The organism is Ramlibacter sp. (genome assembly GCF_036676645.1).
Lineage (GTDB): Bacteria > Pseudomonadota > Gammaproteobacteria > Burkholderiales > Burkholderiaceae_C > Ramlibacter.
Genome location: NZ_JAKFCM010000049.1, coordinates 1 through 18,609, shown reverse-complemented (window position 1 = coordinate 18,609; position 18,609 = coordinate 1). Strand labels below are relative to the sequence as shown.

Annotated in this window: 19 protein-coding genes and 1 pseudogene; 14 read left to right on the top strand and 6 right to left on the bottom strand. The window is 69.0% G+C overall.

Annotated elements, in window-relative coordinates; translation table 11 throughout:
* Nucleotides 1-128, top strand: a pseudogene (locus V6M57_RS07840) (acetyl-CoA C-acyltransferase); the annotation flags it as partial.
* 270 nt (nucleotides 129-398) lie between these two features.
* On the opposite strand, the gene V6M57_RS07835 reads toward V6M57_RS07840, so the two are convergent.
* Nucleotides 399-1,127: an alpha/beta hydrolase gene (locus tag V6M57_RS07835; protein ID WP_332814428.1), complete on the bottom strand. Its 729-nt coding sequence runs from the start codon at nucleotides 1,125-1,127 to the stop codon at nucleotides 399-401.
* Nucleotides 1,128-1,259: 132 nt separating this feature from the next.
* Here V6M57_RS07835 and V6M57_RS07830 point away from each other — a divergent pair, with 132 nt between their 5' ends.
* Nucleotides 1,260-1,928, top strand: coding sequence for a hypothetical protein (locus V6M57_RS07830; RefSeq protein ID WP_332814427.1), 669 nt, complete (start codon nucleotides 1,260-1,262; stop codon nucleotides 1,926-1,928).
* Between the two features lie 91 nt (nucleotides 1,929-2,019).
* Here V6M57_RS07830 and V6M57_RS07825 read toward each other — a convergent pair whose 3' ends face one another.
* The 4 genes from V6M57_RS07825 to V6M57_RS07810 form a co-directional block, all read right to left on the bottom strand.
* Nucleotides 2,020-2,820 (bottom strand): amino acid ABC transporter permease, encoded by an 801-nt coding sequence (locus V6M57_RS07825; RefSeq protein WP_332814426.1) that lies wholly within the window; start codon nucleotides 2,818-2,820, stop codon nucleotides 2,020-2,022.
* Complete coding sequence (locus V6M57_RS07820) at nucleotides 2,817-3,479, bottom strand: amino acid ABC transporter permease (RefSeq protein ID WP_332814425.1); 663 nt, start codon at nucleotides 3,477-3,479, stop codon at nucleotides 2,817-2,819. The genes V6M57_RS07825 and V6M57_RS07820 overlap by 4 nt, the downstream gene beginning before the upstream one ends.
* Before the next feature lie 3 nt (nucleotides 3,480-3,482).
* Nucleotides 3,483-4,385: a glutamate ABC transporter substrate-binding protein gene (locus tag V6M57_RS07815; RefSeq protein ID WP_332814424.1), complete on the bottom strand. Its 903-nt coding sequence runs from the start codon at nucleotides 4,383-4,385 to the stop codon at nucleotides 3,483-3,485.
* Nucleotides 4,386-4,486: 101 nt separating this feature from the next.
* The gene (locus tag V6M57_RS07810; RefSeq protein WP_332814423.1) at nucleotides 4,487-5,497 is read right to left on the bottom strand and encodes a LysR substrate-binding domain-containing protein; all 1,011 of its coding nucleotides are present in this window, start codon (nucleotides 5,495-5,497) and stop codon (nucleotides 4,487-4,489) included.
* A gap of 65 nt (nucleotides 5,498-5,562) precedes the next feature.
* Between V6M57_RS07810 and V6M57_RS07805 the strand changes: the two genes are divergently transcribed.
* The 12 genes from V6M57_RS07805 (at nucleotide 5,563) to V6M57_RS07750 (ending at nucleotide 17,703) form a co-directional block, all read left to right on the top strand.
* On the top strand, nucleotides 5,563-7,155 hold the full coding sequence (locus V6M57_RS07805; protein ID WP_332814422.1) for a sulfatase-like hydrolase/transferase: 1,593 nt from the start codon (nucleotides 5,563-5,565) through the stop codon (nucleotides 7,153-7,155).
* Between the two features lie 61 nt (nucleotides 7,156-7,216).
* A complete protein-coding gene (gene dctP / locus V6M57_RS07800; protein WP_332814421.1) occupies nucleotides 7,217-8,245 on the top strand; it encodes a TRAP transporter substrate-binding protein DctP in 1,029 nt (342 codons plus the stop codon).
* Nucleotides 8,242-8,772: a TRAP transporter small permease gene (locus V6M57_RS07795; protein ID WP_332814420.1), complete on the top strand. Its 531-nt coding sequence runs from the start codon at nucleotides 8,242-8,244 to the stop codon at nucleotides 8,770-8,772. The genes dctP and V6M57_RS07795 overlap by 4 nt, the downstream gene beginning before the upstream one ends.
* A complete protein-coding gene (locus tag V6M57_RS07790) occupies nucleotides 8,769-10,061 on the top strand; it encodes a TRAP transporter large permease (RefSeq protein WP_332814419.1) in 1,293 nt (430 codons plus the stop codon). The genes V6M57_RS07795 and V6M57_RS07790 overlap by 4 nt, the downstream gene beginning before the upstream one ends.
* Nucleotides 10,062-10,083: 22 nt before the next feature.
* Entirely contained in the window at nucleotides 10,084-11,310 is a 1,227-nt protein-coding gene (locus V6M57_RS07785) for a dienelactone hydrolase family protein (protein ID WP_332814418.1), read from the top strand.
* The gene (locus V6M57_RS07780) at nucleotides 11,303-12,022 is read left to right on the top strand and encodes an SDR family NAD(P)-dependent oxidoreductase (RefSeq protein WP_332814417.1); all 720 of its coding nucleotides are present in this window, start codon (nucleotides 11,303-11,305) and stop codon (nucleotides 12,020-12,022) included. Before V6M57_RS07785 ends, V6M57_RS07780 begins: the two co-directional genes overlap by 8 nt.
* Before the next feature lie 14 nt (nucleotides 12,023-12,036).
* Nucleotides 12,037-12,852, top strand: coding sequence for an alpha/beta fold hydrolase (locus V6M57_RS07775; RefSeq protein ID WP_332814416.1), 816 nt, complete (start codon nucleotides 12,037-12,039; stop codon nucleotides 12,850-12,852).
* A complete protein-coding gene (locus V6M57_RS07770) occupies nucleotides 12,849-13,982 on the top strand; it encodes a cupin domain-containing protein (protein WP_332814415.1) in 1,134 nt (377 codons plus the stop codon). Before V6M57_RS07775 ends, V6M57_RS07770 begins: the two co-directional genes overlap by 4 nt.
* 19 nt (nucleotides 13,983-14,001) lie before the next feature.
* Complete coding sequence (locus V6M57_RS07765) at nucleotides 14,002-14,913, top strand: fumarylacetoacetate hydrolase family protein (RefSeq protein ID WP_332814414.1); 912 nt, start codon at nucleotides 14,002-14,004, stop codon at nucleotides 14,911-14,913.
* 14 nt (nucleotides 14,914-14,927) lie between these two features.
* Complete coding sequence (locus tag V6M57_RS07760) at nucleotides 14,928-15,959, top strand: carbon-nitrogen hydrolase family protein (RefSeq protein ID WP_332814413.1); 1,032 nt, start codon at nucleotides 14,928-14,930, stop codon at nucleotides 15,957-15,959.
* Complete coding sequence (locus V6M57_RS07755; protein ID WP_332814412.1) at nucleotides 15,956-16,714, top strand: maleate cis-trans isomerase family protein; 759 nt, start codon at nucleotides 15,956-15,958, stop codon at nucleotides 16,712-16,714. The genes V6M57_RS07760 and V6M57_RS07755 overlap by 4 nt, the downstream gene beginning before the upstream one ends.
* Nucleotides 16,715-16,731: 17 nt before the next feature.
* A complete protein-coding gene (locus V6M57_RS07750; protein ID WP_332814411.1) occupies nucleotides 16,732-17,703 on the top strand; it encodes a Bug family tripartite tricarboxylate transporter substrate binding protein in 972 nt (323 codons plus the stop codon).
* A 130-nt stretch (nucleotides 17,704-17,833) separates the two neighbouring features.
* On the opposite strand, the gene V6M57_RS07745 is transcribed toward V6M57_RS07750, so the two are convergent.
* Entirely contained in the window at nucleotides 17,834-18,442 is a 609-nt protein-coding gene (locus V6M57_RS07745; protein ID WP_332814429.1) for a DNA-3-methyladenine glycosylase I, read from the bottom strand.
* Between the last annotated feature and the right edge of the window lie 167 nt (nucleotides 18,443-18,609).

Below are 18,609 nucleotides of genomic sequence, written 5' to 3'. Positions count from 1 at the left end.
CCGGGGCGCGGCTGACGGGGCACCTGCTGCTCGAGGGCCGGCGTCGCAAGGCTCGCTACGGCGTGGTGACGATGTGCATCAGTGGTGGCATGGGTGCTGCCGGCCTCATCGAAATCTTCAACGGGTGACCGAACTGCTCTGTTGGTGACCTCGCAAGCTGCCTGTGCAGCCGCGGGCCGCACCTGCCGGCTCTCGGGATAGCCCGCGCCATGCAGAGTGTGATCAGCACCGTTGACGGGGGCGGTGGAGAGTTGCGGCAAGTGGCTCGGCGTTCCGTTCCTACCATGTGAACGGCCGCTCCGGGTCCGAAAGCTGCCGTCGTGCGGCTTCGCTTTCCCGCACAAGGCCTCGGGTTTACCTCGAACTGCGGCGGCCAGCCGCTCGCGCCCTGGAGTCGATTAGTCGCGCCCGGCCTCCTCGATTTTCTTGGCGAGCAACTCGGCATGCGTAAATAGCACTTCGTGGCTGCCGGGCGCCTCCGCCAGCCGGAACAGGCCCAGGCGCTCAGACAGTCGCGGATGCCAAGGCATCGAATGCGGCAGCGACACGTCCTGCTGGAAGTTGACGTAGGACTTGCCGATTTGCAATGCCGCCAACTCCGTGCGCAGCGTGACCGGCTCGATGAACGTCCGGTAGGGATGCGGATTGAGCCGAGCGTAGCTGCTCTCGGCTAGCGCGAAGTCGGCATCGTTGATGAAGACTTCGCGCCAGATCGGGAACGGCAGCATCACGGCGTTCCCATTCGCAGCGGCGATGCTCTCGAACAGCGCCTTGTAGTGCGGCGGCACCATGTCGTTCAGGCACTGGCCGTTCAACGGGACGAAGGCGTTGACGTAGATGAGCCGGCGAAGGCGCTGCGGCGCCCAGTCCGCCATCTGGCTGATCACCATGCCGGCGTAGCTGTGGCCCATCAGGCGCACGTTCTCGAGCCTCTCGCTTTCGAGGAAGTCGAGCAGTGAACGTGCAGCATCGGCCAGGCCGATGGCGGCGCGGTCGTCGCCCGGACGGTTGCCGGCCAGGGTCGGGCAGTGGACAGTGTGGCCACGGGAGCGCAGGTGCTTGGCGGTGGGCTCCAGGAGTTCGCCGCTGTGCCAGGCGCCGTGTACCAGGACGTAGGTGTCTGCCATGAGATCTCCTCTTGGGGCAGGCCCCGCACGACGCGAGGCCGGCGCGAGTCAATTTAGCCCGTCCTGCGGACGGCCGCAAAGTCGTCCAAGCTGCCTTGCGCGATCGTCGCGGCACGGCGCGACGATCAAGCCATGGACGAATCCGAAGAAGGCACTGAACAACAGGCCATCCGCGAGCCGCGTCTCGTGGCGAATGACAACATGGACCGCGACAACATTCGTACCGAGCTCTTCACGCAAGGGGTGATCAAGTACCTCACAGTGCTTCGCATCCAGCCGGGCCAGGAGGTCAAGCGCGCACTGGCGCCATGGACGCGCCGATTCGGCACGGTCGTGCCCGTCTTCACCAGCCTGGAAGCCGAGGCGAGCGATCTGCTCGACGCGCCCGAGGAGGCAGCGCACTGGCTGCGGGAGCATCCGCTGCTGTGCTGCGCGGTACCGGTGATGGATGACTTGTTGATAGCGGCCCGTGGAATGACGGCACAGGCCGCAACCTCCGGGATCACGCGCGCCGCGCGGGAACTGGCCTATGCTGCTGCCGCACTCGCGGTGGCCGCGTCCCAACGCTGGCCTGGCGCGCAGATCCCCTGGGCCGATCCGAAGAACCGGCCGACGCTGCGCCTGGTCGCGCAGGCCATCGATTTCGCGCTGGCGGCACAGGACCACGAGCGCGCGCTCGCGTGGATGCGATGGATGCTGGGGCGCGACGCGGACGACGCTGAACTCCTTGCGCCAGCCGGACGCATCCGGACCCCTGAGAGAAGACCTGCCGTGCCGCCCGGCCGGTGGAGGGCACGTTAGCAGCCCACGCAGGCGTCCGGCCCCTGGCTCGATGTCCGGTTCGCGGTCGGAACCTGTTGGTGAGAAACCGGGGCACGAGCGGATCCAGCGATCAGTCCATCCGCCGGCCGAGTCGGCGACTGGCCCTCGAAATGGCGTAGTTCACGGAGCAGTACAGCACCGCTACCGCCAGGTACACAGGGACGAGCGATCGGTAGTTGGCGATCAGCACCTTGGCGTTCTGCATCAGTTCGCCGTACGTGACGACGTAGCCGAAGGTGGTGTCCTTGACCACGATGACCAGCTGGGCCACCAGTGCCGGGACGATGTAGCGCAGCGCCTGGGGAAAGACGACATGGGCGAAGACCCGTGCTTCATCGAGGCCCAGGGCCCGGGCCGCGTCGGTCTGGCCGCGGGGAACGGCGAGCACGCCGGCGCGGTACACCTCGGCCACCACGGCGGCGGTACTGAGTCCCACGGGCAAGGTCAGCATCCAGTAGGCGCTCATCCTGATCCCGGCCGACGGGAGCACCAGGAAGCACACGTAGATGAGCAGCAGGGTCGGCACGCCGCGCAGGAACTCGATGACCGCGACGGCCGGCCAGCGCACGAGCCGCAGCCGCGACAGGCGGCCGAGCATCAGCACCAGTCCGACGACCAGCGCGATGACGGCCGCCGCTGCCGCCGACTTGAGCGTGCCGAGCAGGCCCTGCGTCAGGAAGGACCAGGTGGTCTTCCAGGCGAAGAATTCCCACAGCCGGCCTTCGAACTGGCCCGCGGCATGGAAGCCGTACACGACACCGGCGAGCAGCACCAGGAGCAGCGCCGCGACGGCCACGCTCATGGCCCGGGTGGCGGCCTGCGCCCTGGGGCCCAGGTCGCCGTAGAGCACGTCTTCCAGGGCGCGGCTCATCGCAGGATCCGCATCTTCTTTTCCAGTGCGGCGCCCGCCCAGGCAATGAGCAGGCCCGACGCCAGGTACATCGCCGCAGCCACGGCGAACGCCGCGATCCCGGCGGCGGAGTCGTTGGCGATCCTGGCCACCAAAGCTGTAAGTTCCCGCTCCGGGACGGGCACCTGGGACGCCAGGGACGTCGACAGCATCAGCGCGATGAGCAGAGAGGTCATGGGTTGTACGACCGAGCGCAGCGCCTGCGGCAGCACGATCGAGGCGATGACGGTCAGCGGACGCATGCCCAGGCTGCGTGCGGCCTCGACCTGGCCGTCACCGACGGTGTTGATGCCCGTGCGCAGATAGTCCGCCGTGAAGGCGGAGCACACCAGGGCCAGGGTCAGGATCACGCTCGGTTCGTAGTCGATCACGACCTGAAGATCGGGCAGTGCGAACACGATGAAGATCAGCAGCGCAACGGCCGGGATGTTGCGGAAGACCTCGACGTAGCCGGTCAGCACGAAACGAAGCGGCCGCAGCGGCAGGAGCCGGGCCACGGCCACGACAACGCCCAGGGCGAAGCCGGCCACGAACGACAGGATCGTGAGCTTCCAGGTCAGAAAAAGGGCCTGCCCGAAGGCAGGCCCGTAGTCGGCCAGTAGCCGGAAGACACTGCCCATGGATCAGGGAATCGGCGGCGGCGTCGGAACGTTCGTGCTGCCGGTGCGCTGCCCTATGCTCACGGTCCACAGCCTGGCCCAGGTGCCATCCGCTTCGATCTTCTTCAGGAAGCCATTGACGAAGGCCACGCCATCCGAACCCTTGGGCAGCCCGATGCCGTACGGGTCTTGCGGGCCGAAGGGCGCGCCGGCCAAGCGCGACTCGCCGGTGCCGAGGCTCAGGACATTGAGCAGCAGCGTGTGGTCGGTCACGTAGGCATCCACGCGTCCCTGCCGCAGCGCGTCGACGGCTTCCTGGTGCGTCTGGAACTCCTGCACGATCGCCTTGGGCGCGAACTGCGCAAGGATGGCGGGTCCCGTCGATCCCGCCTGGGTGGCGGCCTTCTTCCCGGCGAGGTCCTGGTACGACTGGATCGCCTTGTTGTTCGACTTGACCAACACCCCTGCCTGCGAGGTGTAGTAGGGGCCGGCGAAGGAAATCTTCTCTGCACGGGCAGGGGTGATGGAATAGGTGGCCAGCACCACGTCCACCTGGTCGTTGATGAGCACCTGCTCGCGCGTGGACGAGGTGACCTGCGTGAACTTGTATCTGGACCCATCGCCCAGGATGTAGCGCGTGAGGAGCTGGGCCAGGCCCGCATCGAATCCGCGGATCCTGCCGTCCTTTTCGTTGAGCAGCGAGAAGAGGTTCGACGTCTGGGTGCCGCCAAGGCGCAGCATGCCGGCTTGCTTGATCCTGCTGGCCCATTGGCTAGCCGCGATCGTCGCGGCGTCGGAAACGGGCCCCTGGGCGACGAGTGAGTCGAACGCTGCCGCATCGATGGGCGTGCCTTGTGCGAAAACCGGCGCACCGGTCGCCAATGCCAGTGCGGCCACGGTGGCCTTCAGGACGGATGGGATCGACATGGATTCTCTCGGTTGGTGTGTAGCGCCAGCGAATGTATAGCAGTCCCGCGCGGACGTGCACGCAGGAAAGCGCGAGAGGCTGTGTGCAATTCGAACGTCGTTCAGGCCGCGCGGGCCGACGCCCTCGAGCTGGCACTGGGGCGTCTTGACCCCTTCCCGCGCGACGCGCCGGTCCGGGCGAGGGAGGCAGCCTCCAGGCGCACGCTCTGAAGGAAACGCTGCACGGCGTTGCTGGGCTGCGCATCCGTCCAGAGCAAGCCAACCGGTCCCAGGGCCTGCCGCATGGGCAGCGGCAGGATGGCCAGGGAGCCGAAGCGCTCGTAGTGCTGGGCGAGCTGGTGCGACACCACGCTGACCATGTCGCTCTCGCGCAGCAGGGTCTCGTTGATCACCAGCGACACCGACTCGATCTGCTCGAGCGGCATCCGCGTGTTGCTGGCCGCGAACTCCGCTTCCAGGCGCACGCGCATCGGAATGCCGGGCAGGGGCAGGATCCACGGGTAGGCGGCCGCGTCCGCCAGCGTCAGGCGCGACTGTTTCTGCAGCAGGGGGTGGCCGGGTCGCACCACGGCGCGCACGGGCTCCTCGTACAGGGCCTCCGACCGGAACTCGGGCCCGAGGGCCTGGCCGTGCAGGCGGCCGATCACGCAATCGAGCTCATGCCGGCGCAGCTGGGGTAGCAGGTTGTCGAGCGAATCCTCGTGCAGCCGAATCTGCAGCCGGGGCGCTTCCTGCCGGCAACGCAGGATCGCGCGCGGCACCAGCAGCGGCGCCACTGCACGCAGCACGCCCACGCGCAGCAACCCCGAGCTGCCGGCCTGGATGGCTTCCAGTTCCTTGCCGGTGCGCAGGCTGTCGCCGAGCACGCGCTCGGCATAGCGGAGCAGCACCTCGCCGTGCACGGTCAGCCGCAGCGGCCGCTCGCGCGTGAACAGCGCGCAGCCCGCCTGCTCCTCGAGCTCGCGCAGCCACTTGGACAGCGCGGGCTGCGTGAGGTGCATCCGCGCGGCCGTTTCGCTCTGGCTGCCCGTGCGCACCAGCTCCCGGAACACCTCCAGGTGCCGGATGCGCAGCCGCAACAGCCAGGACGCGGGTTGGTCGACTATAACCATAAATATATGGATCCCAAAGATATTGTTCCTGGACTTTATAGCACCGCGGCCGAGAATGAGCGTCCATGACTGCCTTGCGACAGCCAGCCCGAGCGCCCAATTTCCTGCTGATCGTCACCGACCAGCAGCGATGCGACCACGTAGGCGCGTACGGCAACCCCGTGCTGAGGACGCCCCACATCGACCGCATCGCCTCCCGCGGCTGGCTCGCGGAGCGCTTCTACGTCGCCTCGCCCGCGTGCATGCCGAACCGGGCCAGCCTGATCACGGGCCGCCTGCCTTCCCTTCACGGGGCGCGGCACAACGGCATCCCGCTGTCGCTGGGAGCGACGACCTTCGTCGAGCTGCTGCGGGAAGCGGGTTGGCGGACCTCGCTGGTGGGCAAGTCGCACCTGCAGAACATGTGCGGGCTCCCGGCGGCCTGGCCGCCCTCGGCGCAGCGGCTGCCGCGCGAGGCGACGGCCGAGGTGCCTGGCGACTACTGGCAGGAGTGGGGCCCGCACTGGCGCGACGACGCCGGGCACGAAATGACCCTGCCGTTCTACGGCTTCCAGGACGTGGCGCTGGCGGTGGACCACGGCGACCAGGTGCAGGGCCACTACTGGCGCTGGCTGCAGGCGAAGCACCCGGAGGTCGCGGCGGTCGCCGGCCCCGACCACGCGCTCCCGGCGCCGGGCTGGCGACTCACCGAGGCCCGGCAGGCCTGGCGCACCCGTGTGCCGGAAGAGCATTCCTGCACCAGCTGGATCGCCGACGAGACGATCCGGCGGCTGCGCGAGTCGGCGGCCACCGGCGCGCCGTTCTTCCTGCAGGCGAGCTTCCCCGACCCGCACCATCCGTTCACCCCGCCCGGCCGCTTCTGGGGCATGTACCAGCCGGAGAACGTGGACCTGCCCGCCTCGTTCCATGCCTCCATCCACCCGCCGCCGCACGTGGCCTGGCTGCGTGCGCAACGCGATGCGGCCCGGGCGGTCAAGCACACGCCGGCGGCGTTCGCGTGCGACGAGCGCGAGGCGCGCGAGGCGATCGCCCTGAACTACGGCTCGATCGCGCACATCGACGATGTGATCGGCCGGATGCTGGCGGCGCTGGAACAGCTGGGCCTGGCCGACGACACGGTCGTGATCTTCACCAGCGACCACGGCGACTTCCTGGGCGACCACCAGCTGCTGCTCAAGGGCCCGCTGCACTACCAGAGCCTGATCCGCACGCCCCTCATCTGGGCCGACCCGAGCGCGCCGCAACCGCGGCGCAGCCAGGCCCTGTGCTCCACCATCGACCTGGCGCCCAGCATCCTGGCCCGCGCCGGGGTGCCGGGCTTCAACGGCATGCAGGGGCAGGTGCTGCCCTGCGTGCCGGTCGAGGCCGCGCCCCCGGAGCGGCACAGCGTGCTGCTGGAAGACGAGGTGCAGCGCGTTCTGTTCGGTTTCGATGCGCCGCCGCGCCTGCGCACGCTGGTCACCGCGCGCTGGCGGCTGACCGTGTTCGCCAACGCCTCCTGGGGCGAGCTGTACGACCTGGAATCCGACCCGCACGAGCTGCACAACCTGTGGGAGGACGCCAGCCATCGCGCGACCCGGGGTGAACTCATGACCGAACTGGTGAGGCAGATGACCCGTCACGGGGACACCAGCCCCTACCCGAGCGCACTGGCCTGACCGGCACTGTTTTCCCAACCCGCGCCTTGACCCACCGCGCGCATACCAGAAGGAGACTCCCATGAAGAGGAAGTGGATCCCCGCCGCTTGCGCGGCCATCCTCGCGGTGGCTGCCAGCACCGCCGTCGCCGAGACCAAGCTGCTGTTCAGCACGTTCTTTCCGGCGCAGCACCCGCTGGTCAAGCGGGTGCTGCAGCCCTGGGCAGCCAACGTCCAGCAGGCCACCGGCGGCAGCGTGGTCGTCGAGTTCTCCCCGACCAGCCTGGCGCCGCCGCCCGGCCAGCTGGACATGGTCTCCAAGGGGATCGCGGACGTCACCGTGCAGTTCGCCGGCGTGGTGCCCAACCGCTTGACCAGCCTGCTGGTCACGGAAGTGCCGGGACCGGTGTCCACCTCGGAAGCGATGTCGGTCGCGCTCTGGCGCACCCACGAGAAGTTCCTCGCCAAGGCGGACGAGCACAAGGGCGTCAAGCTGCTGTCGGTGTTCGCGCTGCCGCCGCAGGGCATCTACGGGACGCGGGACGAGCCGATCACCAGCATCGAGCAGCTCAAGTCGGCCAAGATCGCCACCACGCCCGGCACCGCGGCGCGCGCCTACGGGGCCGTGACGTCCGGCGTCGTGGCAGGGCCCGCCGTGCGCTACTTCGAGCTGGTGTCCAAGGGCATGGTCGACGCGTACGTGTCGGTCACGCCGCTGGACGTGGTGGGCTTCAACCTGGCGCGCTACACCAGGACCGGGATGACCCTGCCGACCTTGGGCACCGCCGGCTCGTTCTCGCTGGTCATGAGCGAGTCCAAGTGGAACAAGCTGACACCGGCCGAGCAGGCGGCCATCGCCAAGGTCAGCGGCGAGGCGTTCGCGCGCACCATGTCGGCCCTCGACACCGCCAACAAGGCGGCCATCAAGGCCATGCAGGACCAGGGCACGAAGTTCGTCGAACCCCCGCCCGCGCTGGTCCAGGACCTGGGCAGGGCCTTCGCCTTCCTCGAGAAGGAGTGGATCGCCGAGGTGGGCAAGCGCGGCGTCGACGGGGCTGCCGCCGCCGAGTTCTACCGCGCCGAGCAGAAGCGAGCCGGAGCCGGACAGTGAGCCAGCGCCCGACGGTCCCCGAGCGCACCAGCGGCTGGCTGGAAACGCTGGGCGCCGTCGCGCTGTTCGCGATGATGGCGGTCACCTTCGTCGACATCGCCGGGCGATTCCTGCTGCACCGGCCGCTGCCGGGCAGTACCGACCTCGTGCAGGTGCTGCTGCTGCTGACCGCCGGCTGCACCCTGCCGGCGGTTACCTGGCGCGGCGAGCACCTGAGCATCGGCCTGTTCGACGGCGCCCGGCCGACGCTGCGGGAGCGCGCGCGCCGTGCCATCGTGGCCGCCGTGCTGGCCCTCACGTTCTCCGCGCTGGCCCTGCTGCTGTGGCGCCACGCCGGCGACACGGTCACCAACGGCGACGTGATCGGCTACCTGCGACTGCCCGTCGCCCCGTTCGTGTACGCGCTGAGCGCACTGTGCCTGGTGGCCGCAGCCGTGGGCGCGGCGCTCGTGCCGCGCGCGTTGCGCCGCAGCCCCGAAGACACCGTTGCCAGCGCGCCGCTGGAGCACACCGGAGCCGCGACGTGATCGCCTCGCTCGCGGGCTTCGCCTCGCTGTTCGCCCTGTGCTTCGCCGGCATCCCACTGGCGATCGCCATGCTGATCGTCGGCGTGGTCGGCTTCATGCTGTTCCGCGGCAGCGAGGCGGCGCTGGCCGTGGCCGCACAGCAGATCACCGACGCCTTCACCAGCCACGGCCTGTCCGTGATCCCGCTGTTCATCCTGATGGGCACCTTCATCCACCGCGCCGGACTGGCGGACGAGCTGTTCGCCACCGCCCGGGCGTGGCTGGGCCATCTGCGCGGCGGGATGGCGCACGCCGCCATCGGTGCCTGCGGCGGTTTTTCCGCCGTGTGCGGCAGCTCGATCGCGACTACCGCCACCATGGCGCGCGTGTCGCTGCCGCAGATGAAGCGCTACGGCTACGACGACGGCTTCGCCTGCGGCACGATCGCCGCCGGCGGCACGCTCGGCATCCTGATTCCGCCCAGCGTGCCGCTGGTGATCTACGGCATCCTGACCGAATCCGACATTACCAAGCTGTTCATGGGCGGCCTGCTGCCAGGGCTGCTGCTGGCCGCGCTCTACATGGTGACGGCGTGGATCGTGGTGCGGATCAAGCCCACGCACGGTCGCCCGGCCGAGAAGCTGGCCCTGCGCGAGCGACTGCAAACCCTCGGCCGCACCTGGGCGGTGCTGGCCCTGTTCCTGGGCGTGCTGGGCGGCATGTACTTCGGCGTGTTCACGCCCACCGAAGGTGCCGGCTTCGGTGCCGCCGGGGCCTTCCTGTTCATGGTCATGCGCGGCAAGGCCAAGCCGGCGGTAGTGCGCGCGGCGCTGATCGAAGCCGGCCGCACCACGGCGGCGCTGCTGATGGTGACCGCTGCGGCGATGGTGTTCAACAACTTCCTCACCATCGCCGGCCTGACCACCGTGCTGGTCGAATGGGTGCAGGGCCTGGACGTGTCGCCGCTCGGGATCATCGTGGCGATCTGCCTGATCTACGTCCTGCTGGGCTGCGTGTTCGACAGCCTGGCGGCCATGTTCCTGACGGTGCCGGTGTTCTTCCCCGTGATCATGGGGCTGGGACTGGACCCGATCTGGTTCGGCGTGCTGGTGGTGATCGTGGTCGAGCTGGGCCTGATCACGCCTCCGGTGGGCATGAACGTGTTCGTCGTCAAGGCGCTCGTGCCCGACGTCGGCATGTGGCGCATCTTCGCCGGCGTCATGCCCTTCGTCGTCGCCAACGTGGTGTGCCTGGTGCTGGTGATCGCCTTCCCGGCCATCGCCACCCTGCTGCCGGGTTTCGTGAAGTAGCTTGTTCCTGGAGGAAATGGAAATGAAGGGTCAGTGGATCGACGTCCGCGCCGCCGATGGTGGCCAGTTCCGCGGCTACCTGAGCCTGCCGCGGCAGGGCAGCGGCCCCGGCCTGGTGCTGTGCCAGGAGATCTTCGGCGTCACGGCGGGCATCCGCGAACTGGCCGACCTGTACGCGGAGGAAGGCTACGTGGTGCTGGCGCCGGACCTGTTCTGGCGGCTGGAGCCCGGCCTGGAGCTCGGCGAGGCCGACGTGCAGCGGGCGATGGGCTACGCCCAGCGCTTCGACGCGAAGCTCGGTGTGCAGGACATCACCGCGTGTGCGGCCGCCTTGCGCGACCATCCGGCCTGCAAGGGCCGCATCGGCGTGCTGGGGCATTGCCTGGGCGGCCGCATGGCGGTGCTCGCCGCCGCGTCCGGCGCATTCGATTGCGCGGTCAGCTACTACGGTGTCGGCATCGACGCGGTGCTGCCGCAGGTGGGCGGCATCCAGATGCCGATGGTGCTGCACTTCGCCGGCGAGGACCGGCTGGTCAAGCCCGAGGCGGTCTCGACGATCCGCGCCCACTTCGCCGGTCGCCACGACGTCGAGGTCTACGTCTATCCGGGCGTGGACCACGCCTTCGCCAGCCCCGGGCGCCACAGCTTCGCCAAGCAGGCCAGCGACATGGCGCACACGCGCTCGCTGGCGCTGCTGCGCCGGGTGATGGGCCCGCACTACGACCTGAACGCGCTGTGGGAGGCGCACCGCGCCTGCGAGTTCGAGACGCGCGACGCCGACGCCACCATCGCCACCATGGTGGAGGAGCCCTACGTCAACCACATCCCGACCATGACCGGTGGCTATGGCCGCAAGCTTCTGCACCGCTTCTACCGCGACCACTTCATCCCGAAGTCGCCCAAGGACAGCCGAGCCATCCCGATCTCGCGCACGCTGGGCGTGGACCGGGTGGTCAACGAGGTGCTGTTCTGCTTCACGCACGACACCGAGATCGATTGGATGCTGCCCGGCGTGCCGCCCACGGGCAAGTACGTCGAGGTCGGCCTGGTGGGGATCATCACCTTCCGCGGCGACCGCCTGATGAACGAGCACATCTACTGGGACCAGGCCTCGGTGCTGGTGCAGGTCGGGCTGCTCGATCCCAAGGGGCTGCCCGTGGTGGGCCGCGAGGCGGCGCGCAAGCTCATGGATCCCAGCCTGCCGTCCAACACGTTGATCGCCGGATGGCCGGAGGCGCCCCGTGGCTGAGCGCCTGAAGGATGCCGTGGTGCTGCTCGCCGGGGCCGGCGGGGGCATAGGCCGCGCACTCACCCAGGCCCTCCTTGCCGCCGGCGTCGCCGAGATCGTCTCGGCCGGCCGCGACCATCCGCCGGCGCACGAGCGCGTGCGCGAAGAGATGGTGGACATCACCCACCTGCCCACCGTGCGGGTGCTCGCCGAACGTCATGCCGCCCGCGTGACCGTGGTGATCGCCTGCGCGGGCGTCAACGCCAACCAGCGCCTCTTCACGCCGGGCTTCGAGGCCGCGGCCCGGCGCGAGATGGAGGTGAACTATTTCGGCCTGCTGAACCTTGCCGCGGCTTTCGGCCCGGTCCTGCAGGCGCGCGGCAGCGGGCTCTTCGTGCACCTGCTCACGTTCCTGAGCCACGTCAACCTGCCGTTGATGGCCGGCTACTGCGCGAGCAAGGCGGCCGCCCACTCGCTGACACAGGCGCTGCGCGCCGAGCTCGGGCGCAGCGGAGTGCGGGTCTGTGGTGTCTATCCGGCCGTGGTGGACACGGCCATGAGCCGCGACATCCCGGGCCCCAAGCTGGCCCCGGCGGAACTCGCGCAGGCGCTGGTGCAGGCGATCGAGGAAGGCGCCGAGGACGTGTATCCCGGAGCGGCCGCGGAAGCCTACCGCCTGTACACCGCCGACCCCAAGGCCGCCGAGCGCCGGATGGCGGCGCGCCTGGCATGAGAAAGGAAGCGCCCGTGCACACCACCGCCAGCGTCAACGGCTGCAACTTCCGCTGCGAGCTGCGCGGCGACGGGCCGCCGATGGTGTTCATCCATGGCGAGATCCACGGCATGGACTACTGGGAGCACCAGATGGCGGAGTTCTCGCGCGACTTCCGCTGCCTGGCCTACGACCGCCGCGGCCATGCCGGCACGCCGGCCACGCCCTTCGGCTACTCGGTGGCCAACCAGGCGCGCGACCTGCAGGAGCTGATGGACCACTTCGGGATGGAGCAGGCGATCATCGTCGCGCTGGCCTTCGGCACCACCATCGCGGCGACCTTCGCCGTCGACCACCCCCAGCGCGTTCGCGGCCTGGTGATCGCGGCGTGGAGCGAGCTGCACGACGCGCGCTCCTACCTGCGGCGCTGGGAGCAGTCCGGCGTGCGCGCCGCGCAGGCGCTGGAAGCGGGCGGCCGCCAGGCACTGGTGGAGCTGCTGCGTGCCGAGGGCGGCGACACGATGTTCAAGGTGATCCCGCCGCGCGGCTCGCCGCTGCGGGAGCCGGCCATCCGGCTGCTGGCCAGCCACCCGGCGGACGAGTACCGGCGCGGCATGCTGGAGATGGCCGCCTCGGTGCCGGTGCTGGTGCCGCGCTTGCGCGAGCTCGACATCCCGGTGCTGGGCCTGTGCGGTACCGAGGACCCCTTTCCCGACCAGCCGCAGCAGCTGGCCGGCATGCGCCGCTTCGAGGAGGCGGACCCCATTCCCGAAGCCGGGCGCTTCCTGCACTGGGAGCAGCCGGCCGCCTTCAACCGCCGGATCCGGCAATTCATCGAGGAACGACTATGAAGGACGACAGCCGCTACGACAGCTACCGCGAGGACGTGCCCGGCCGCGCGAACGTGGAGGACACGCCGGAGCTCATCGAGTACTACCGCCAGCTGGAGCGGTGGGACGCCGGCGCGCTGTGGACCGTCGCCAACAAGATCGAGCCCTGGGAGCCGAAGTCCGAGTCGGTGCCGGTGGTGTGGCGCTACCGTGACCTGCGCGAGCACGTGCTGCGATCGGTGGAGCTGGTGACGCCGGAGAAGGCGGGCCGCCGTGTCATCTACCTGAACAACCCGGGCCGGCGCGACGTGTCCGCCGCCGTCGGCTGGCTCTACTCGGGCCTGCAGGTGATGCATCCCGGCGAATGCGCCTCCACCCACCGCCATTCGGCCTCGGCACTGCGCTTCATCATGGAAGGCAGCGGTGCCTACACCATCGTCGATGGCCACAAGATGACCCTGGGAGCCAACGACTTCGTGCTCACGCCCAACGGCACCTGGCACGAGCACGGCGTGGACAGCGCCGGCACGCCCTGCATCTGGCAGGACGGGCTGGACATCCCCTTCGTCAATGCGATGGAGGCCAACTTCTACGAGGTGCACCCGGACTTGCACCAGGATGTCACGCACCCGGTCGACCTGCCCACCGCCACCTGGTCCGGCACCGCGCTGCTGCCGCACGCGCACGGCTGGACCAAGCCCTACTCGCCGCTGTTCAAGTACGAGTGGGGTTCGACCTACGACGCGCTGCGCCAGCTCGCCGGCGTGAGCGAAGGCTCACCCTACGACGGCGTGCTGATGCACTACGTCAACCCCGTGACCGGCGGCCCGGTGATGCCCACCATGGGTGCCAGCATGCAGCTGCTGCGCCCCGGCCAGCACACGCTGGCGCACCGCCACACCGGCAGCTTCCTCTACCACGTCGCCAAGGGCCAGGGCTACTCCGTCATCGGCGGCAGGCGCTTCGACTGGCAGGAGCGCGACATCTTCTGCGTGCCTTCCTGGGCCTGGCACGAGCACGCCAATCTGTCGGTCACCGACGACGCCTGCCTGTTCTGCTTCAGCGACCTGCCGGTCATGAAGGCCCTGCATCTGTACCGCGAGCAGCCGCTGGCGGACAACGGCGGCCAGCAGAAGGTCCTCTCCACCTGATCCAACACCAAGGTTTCCCATGCGACTCGTTACCTACCGTGCCTCCATCGTCGACGCCGCCCGCCTGGGCGTTGTGCAGGGCGATGAAATCGTCGACGTGCAGCGCCTGGCCGCCACGCGCGGCGAGGTGCTGCCCGCCTCCATGCTGGAGCTGATCGACCTGGGCCCGTCCGGGCTGAAGGCCCTGCAGCGCCTGGTGGCTGCCTGCGAAGGCGTGTGGCCGGCCGGCGCCGCCGTGCCGGCGGTCAACGTGCAGCTGCTCGCGCCCATTCCGCGGCCGCGCAAGAACATCTTCGGCATCGGCCTGAACTACGTGGAGCACGTGGCCGAATCCAGTCGCACGCTGGACACCGCCAAGGAGCTGCCCAAGCAGCCGGTGATCTTCTCCAAGCCGCCCACCACCGTGATCGGCCCCGGCGAGCCGATCCAGCACAACGCCAAGCTGACGCAGCAGCTGGACTGGGAGGTGGAACTGGCCGCCATCATCGGCCGCCGTGCCAGCCGCGTCAGCAAGGAGAGCGCGCTGCAGTACGTGTTCGGCTACAGCGTGATGATCGACGTGAGCGCGCGCGACAACCGGCGCGCCGGCCAGTGGATCTATTCCAAGGGCATGGACAGCTACGGCCCGTTCGGCCCGTGCATCGTCACGGCAGACGAGATCCCCGATCCGCAGTGCCTGGACCTGTGGCTCACGGTGAACGGGGTGGAGAAGCAGCGCTCCAACACCCGCCACATGCTGTTCAAGGTGGACCACCTCGTCGCCGACATCAGCGCCGGCATCACGCTGGAGCCGGGCGACATCATCGCCACCGGCACGCCCGAAGGCGTGGGCGCGGGCCGCAACCCGCAGGAGTGGCTCGAGCCCGGCGACGTGGTGGTGGCTGCGGTGGAGAAGATCGGCGAGATCCGCCATCCCGTGGTCGCCGCCTGAAGGAGGAAAGCCCCATGCTGAACCTGCCCAAGTTCAAGGTCGCCGCCGTGCAGGCGGCACCGGTGTTCCTCGACACCCGCGCCACCATCGACAAGGCCTGCAGCCTGATCCGCGAAGCGGCAGGGAAGGGCGCCGCGCTGGTGGTCTTCCCCGAGGTATTCGTACCGGCCTATCCGTACTGGAGCTGGGTCGGCAATCCGGTGGCGGCCAGCCCTTGGTTCCAGAAGCTGTGCGAGGCAGCCGTCGAAGTGCCCGGCCCCGAGATCGCGCGCGTGGCGCAAGCCGCGCGCGACTGCGGCGTGCACGTGGCCATCGGCATCAACGAGCGCTCCTCGCGCAGCGTGAGCCTGCTGTACAACACCATGCTGTTGATCGGGCCGGACGGGGTGCTGCTCAACCGGCACCGCAAGCTGGTGCCGACCTGGGCCGAGAAGCTGACCTGGGCCCCCGGCGACGGCTCCGGCCTGCGGGTGCAGAAGACGTCCGTCGGTCCCGTCGGTATGCTGGCCTGCGGCGAGAACACCAACACGCTGGCGCGCTTCTCGCTGCTGTCGCAGGGCGAACTGGTGCACCTGGCCAGCTACATCTCGCTGCCGGTGGCGCCGCCCGACTACGACATGGCCGAGGCGATCAAGCTGCGCGCCATGGCGCACTCGTTCGAGGGCAAGGTCTACACGGTCGTCTCCTGCTCGACCATCTCGCCCGCGATCGTCGAGCAGATGGACAAGGCCTTCCCCGGCTCGCGCGAGCTGTTGGCGCGAAAGAACGGCGCCTGGTCCGGCGTGATCGGCCCCGACGGGCGCGTGGTGGGCGAGCCGCTGATCGACGAGGAGGGCATCGTCTATGCCGACCTCGACCTCGCGCGCTGCATCCAGCCGCGCCAGATGCACGACATCACCGGCAACTACAACCGCTTCGACATCTTCGACCTGCGGGTCGACCGCCGGGGCCTGCAGTCGGCCAGCTTCGCCGATGCCGCGGCCGACGCCTTGCCGGACCTGCTGTCGTCGGCCGAACCGCTGCCACTGACCGGAGTCCGCTCATGACGCAACCCTCGACGTTCCGCATCGGGCAGATCGTGCCGTCGTCCAACACCACGATGGAGACGGAAATCCCGGCCATGCTGCTGGCCCGCCAGGCCGTGCGGCCCGAGCGCTTCACCTTCCATTCCAGCCGCATGCGGATGAAGAAGGTGGTGAAGGAGGAACTGGAGGCCATGGACCGCGACAGCGACCGCTGCGCACTGGAACTGAGCGACGCCCGGGTGGACGTGCTCGGCTACGCCTGCCTGGTCGCGATCATGAGCATGGGCCTGGGCTACCACCGCCAGTCCGAGCAGCGCCTGCACCAGCGCACGCTGGACAACGGCGCCGAGGCGCCGGTCGTGACCAGCGCCGGCGCCCTGGTCGAGGGCTTGCAGGCGCTGGGTGCCCGGCGCATCGTGGTGGTGTGTCCCTACCTGAAGCCGCTGACGCAGCGGGTCGTCGACTACCTCGTGGCCGAAGGCTTTGAGGTGCTGGACCACGTGGCGCTCGAGATCCCGGACAACCTCGAGGTCGGCCGGCACGACCCCCAGCGCCTGCTGGACATCTACAAGCGCCTGGACCGCAAGGGGGCCGACGCGATCGTGCTGTCGGCCTGCGTGCAGATGCCGTCCCTGCCCGTGATCGCGCAGGTGGAGGCTGAAGCCGGGATTCCGGTGGTGTCCGCCGCCGTCTGCACCACCTACGCCATGCTCAGGCGCCTGGGCCTGGAAACCGTCGTGCCGCAGGCAGGTGCCCTGCTGAGCGGCAAGTATTGATCGTCTGGAGGCTTCCCATGAGCATCGCACGCCGCACCCTGCTTTCCCTTCTTGCACTGCCGGCCCTGTCGCCGCTGGCCGCGCTGGCGCAAGACGGCTTTCCGCGCAAGCCCGTCAAGATCATCGTCAACTTCGCTGCCGGCGGTCCGCTGGACGTGATGGCCCGCGTGCTCGGCGAGCAGCTGTCGGGGCGGGTCGGGCAGCCGGTGGTGGTGGAGAACATCACCGGCGCGAACGGCAATCTCGGGGTCCAGTCGCTGCTGCGCGCCGACCCGGACGGACACACCTTGCTGTTCACCGCGGAGACCGCGATCACGGTCAGTCCGCTCCTGTATAGGAGCCTGGGCTACGACCCGCTGGCGGACATGGCGCCGGTGCGGCTGGTGGGCGCCTTCGAGCAGGTCCTCACTGTGCCGGCTGCGAGCGGCATCCGCACGGTGGATGAACTGGTGGCCAAGGCCAAGCAGTCGCAACTGAGCTACGCCTCGGCCGGCAACGGCAGTCCCGGCCACCTGGCCTTCGTCGCCTTCGCGCAGCGGGCCGGCATCCGCGCGACGCACGTTCCCTACCGGGGCAACGCTCCGGCGGTCAACGACCTGCTGGCGGGGCATGTGGACGCGGCGTACGTGGTCATCGGGGGCGTGCGTCCGCACCTGCAGTCGGGCAAACTGCGGGCGCTGGCGGTGTCGGGCAAGGAGCGCTCGCCCGAGATGCCGGACGTGCCCACGCTGGAGCAGGCGGGCTTCCCGGGCTTCAACCTGTCCTACGGTTACGTGATCACGGTGCCCAAGGACACGTCCAGGGATATCCAGGACTACTGGCAGAAGCACCTCGGCCAGGCGCTGGGTGCGCCTGCGCTGGTCGACCGGTACCGGCAGCTGGACACGCGGATGATCAACGCCGACGGCGCGGCCGCGAGGACCTGGCTGGCGCAAGCCTCGGGGCGCTGGAAGACGGCACTCGCCGACGGCGCAGTCAAGGTCGAGTAGTCCGCGAGAGGGGCCGCGCGTTCCGCACCCAGGTAGCGGAAGACGCGGCGAGCTCGCTTGGGGAACTGCTGCGGGCCTTCCGCAATGCATGCGCTGCCCTGGACGGCTGCTTCGGCAGCCGGGCGGTCAACTAGGGGCGTTTGAACCTCTTGCGCGCCTCTTCCACTTGCGCTCGGGTCACGCACCCTTCGACATGGTCGTTCACCAGCCCCATCGCCTGGATGAGGGCATGCATGGTGGTCGGGCCGACGAATTTCCAGCCCCGCCTTTTCAAATCCCTGGACAGGTCACGCGAAGACCGCGAGACCGACACGAAGCGATGCGCGTGGAGTTCATGCGCAGCGGGCTCGAAGCTCCAGAAATACGCGGCCAGGGTGCCCGCTTCCTGGACCAGCTCGCACGCACGCCGCGCGTTGTTGATCACGGCTTCGATCTTGCCGCGGTGGCGCACGATCCCTGCATTGGCAAGCAGGTGCGCGACGTCCTCTTCGTCGAAGCTCGCGACCTCGCGGAAGTCGAATCCCTTGAACGCCGCGCGAAAGTTCTCTCGCTTGTCGAGGATCGTCCGCCAGCTCAACCCCGACTGGAATCCCTCGAGGCTGACCTTTTCGAACAGCCGATGGTCATCAGCCACAGGGAAGCCCCACTCGTGGTCGTGATAGGCGACGTAGCCGGCTGACGCGCCGGCGCACCAACTGCAACGAGGAAGCCCGTCCGGACCGGGGGCCGTGGTGCTCATCCCGGGATGATGCCGTAACCACGAGCCGTACAGCGCGAAGGGGGCATACTGGGCTTCCGTTCGCGCCCGCTCGAGGACGCGCCAGGTCAACAGCCAACCCTCAGGAACTGCCATGTCCAAGCACGTGTACAAGACGCTGGAACTCACCGGGTCGTCGCCCTCGGGTA

Excerpts from the sequence above, each read along its gene's own strand:
- V6M57_RS07835 (WP_332814428.1), bottom strand. The coding sequence starts at position 1,127 with ATGGCAGACACCTACGTCCTGGTACACGGCGCCTGGCACAGCGGCGAA.
- V6M57_RS07830 (WP_332814427.1), top strand. The coding sequence starts at position 1,260 with ATGGACGAATCCGAAGAAGGCACTGAACAACAGGCCATCCGCGAGCCG.
- V6M57_RS07825 (WP_332814426.1), bottom strand. The coding sequence starts at position 2,820 with ATGAGCCGCGCCCTGGAAGACGTGCTCTACGGCGACCTGGGCCCCAGG.
- V6M57_RS07820 (WP_332814425.1), bottom strand. The coding sequence starts at position 3,479 with ATGGGCAGTGTCTTCCGGCTACTGGCCGACTACGGGCCTGCCTTCGGG.
- V6M57_RS07815 (WP_332814424.1), bottom strand. The coding sequence starts at position 4,385 with ATGTCGATCCCATCCGTCCTGAAGGCCACCGTGGCCGCACTGGCATTG.
- V6M57_RS07810 (WP_332814423.1), bottom strand. The coding sequence starts at position 5,497 with ATGGTTATAGTCGACCAACCCGCGTCCTGGCTGTTGCGGCTGCGCATC.
- V6M57_RS07805 (WP_332814422.1), top strand. The coding sequence starts at position 5,563 with ATGACTGCCTTGCGACAGCCAGCCCGAGCGCCCAATTTCCTGCTGATC.
- dctP (WP_332814421.1), top strand. The coding sequence starts at position 7,217 with ATGAAGAGGAAGTGGATCCCCGCCGCTTGCGCGGCCATCCTCGCGGTG.
- V6M57_RS07785 (WP_332814418.1), top strand. The coding sequence starts at position 10,084 with ATGAAGGGTCAGTGGATCGACGTCCGCGCCGCCGATGGTGGCCAGTTC.
- V6M57_RS07770 (WP_332814415.1), top strand. The coding sequence starts at position 12,849 with ATGAAGGACGACAGCCGCTACGACAGCTACCGCGAGGACGTGCCCGGC.
- V6M57_RS07765 (WP_332814414.1), top strand. The coding sequence starts at position 14,002 with ATGCGACTCGTTACCTACCGTGCCTCCATCGTCGACGCCGCCCGCCTG.
- V6M57_RS07760 (WP_332814413.1), top strand. The coding sequence starts at position 14,928 with ATGCTGAACCTGCCCAAGTTCAAGGTCGCCGCCGTGCAGGCGGCACCG.
- V6M57_RS07755 (WP_332814412.1), top strand. The coding sequence starts at position 15,956 with ATGACGCAACCCTCGACGTTCCGCATCGGGCAGATCGTGCCGTCGTCC.
- V6M57_RS07750 (WP_332814411.1), top strand. The coding sequence starts at position 16,732 with ATGAGCATCGCACGCCGCACCCTGCTTTCCCTTCTTGCACTGCCGGCC.
- V6M57_RS07745 (WP_332814429.1), bottom strand. The coding sequence starts at position 18,442 with ATGAGCACCACGGCCCCCGGTCCGGACGGGCTTCCTCGTTGCAGTTGG.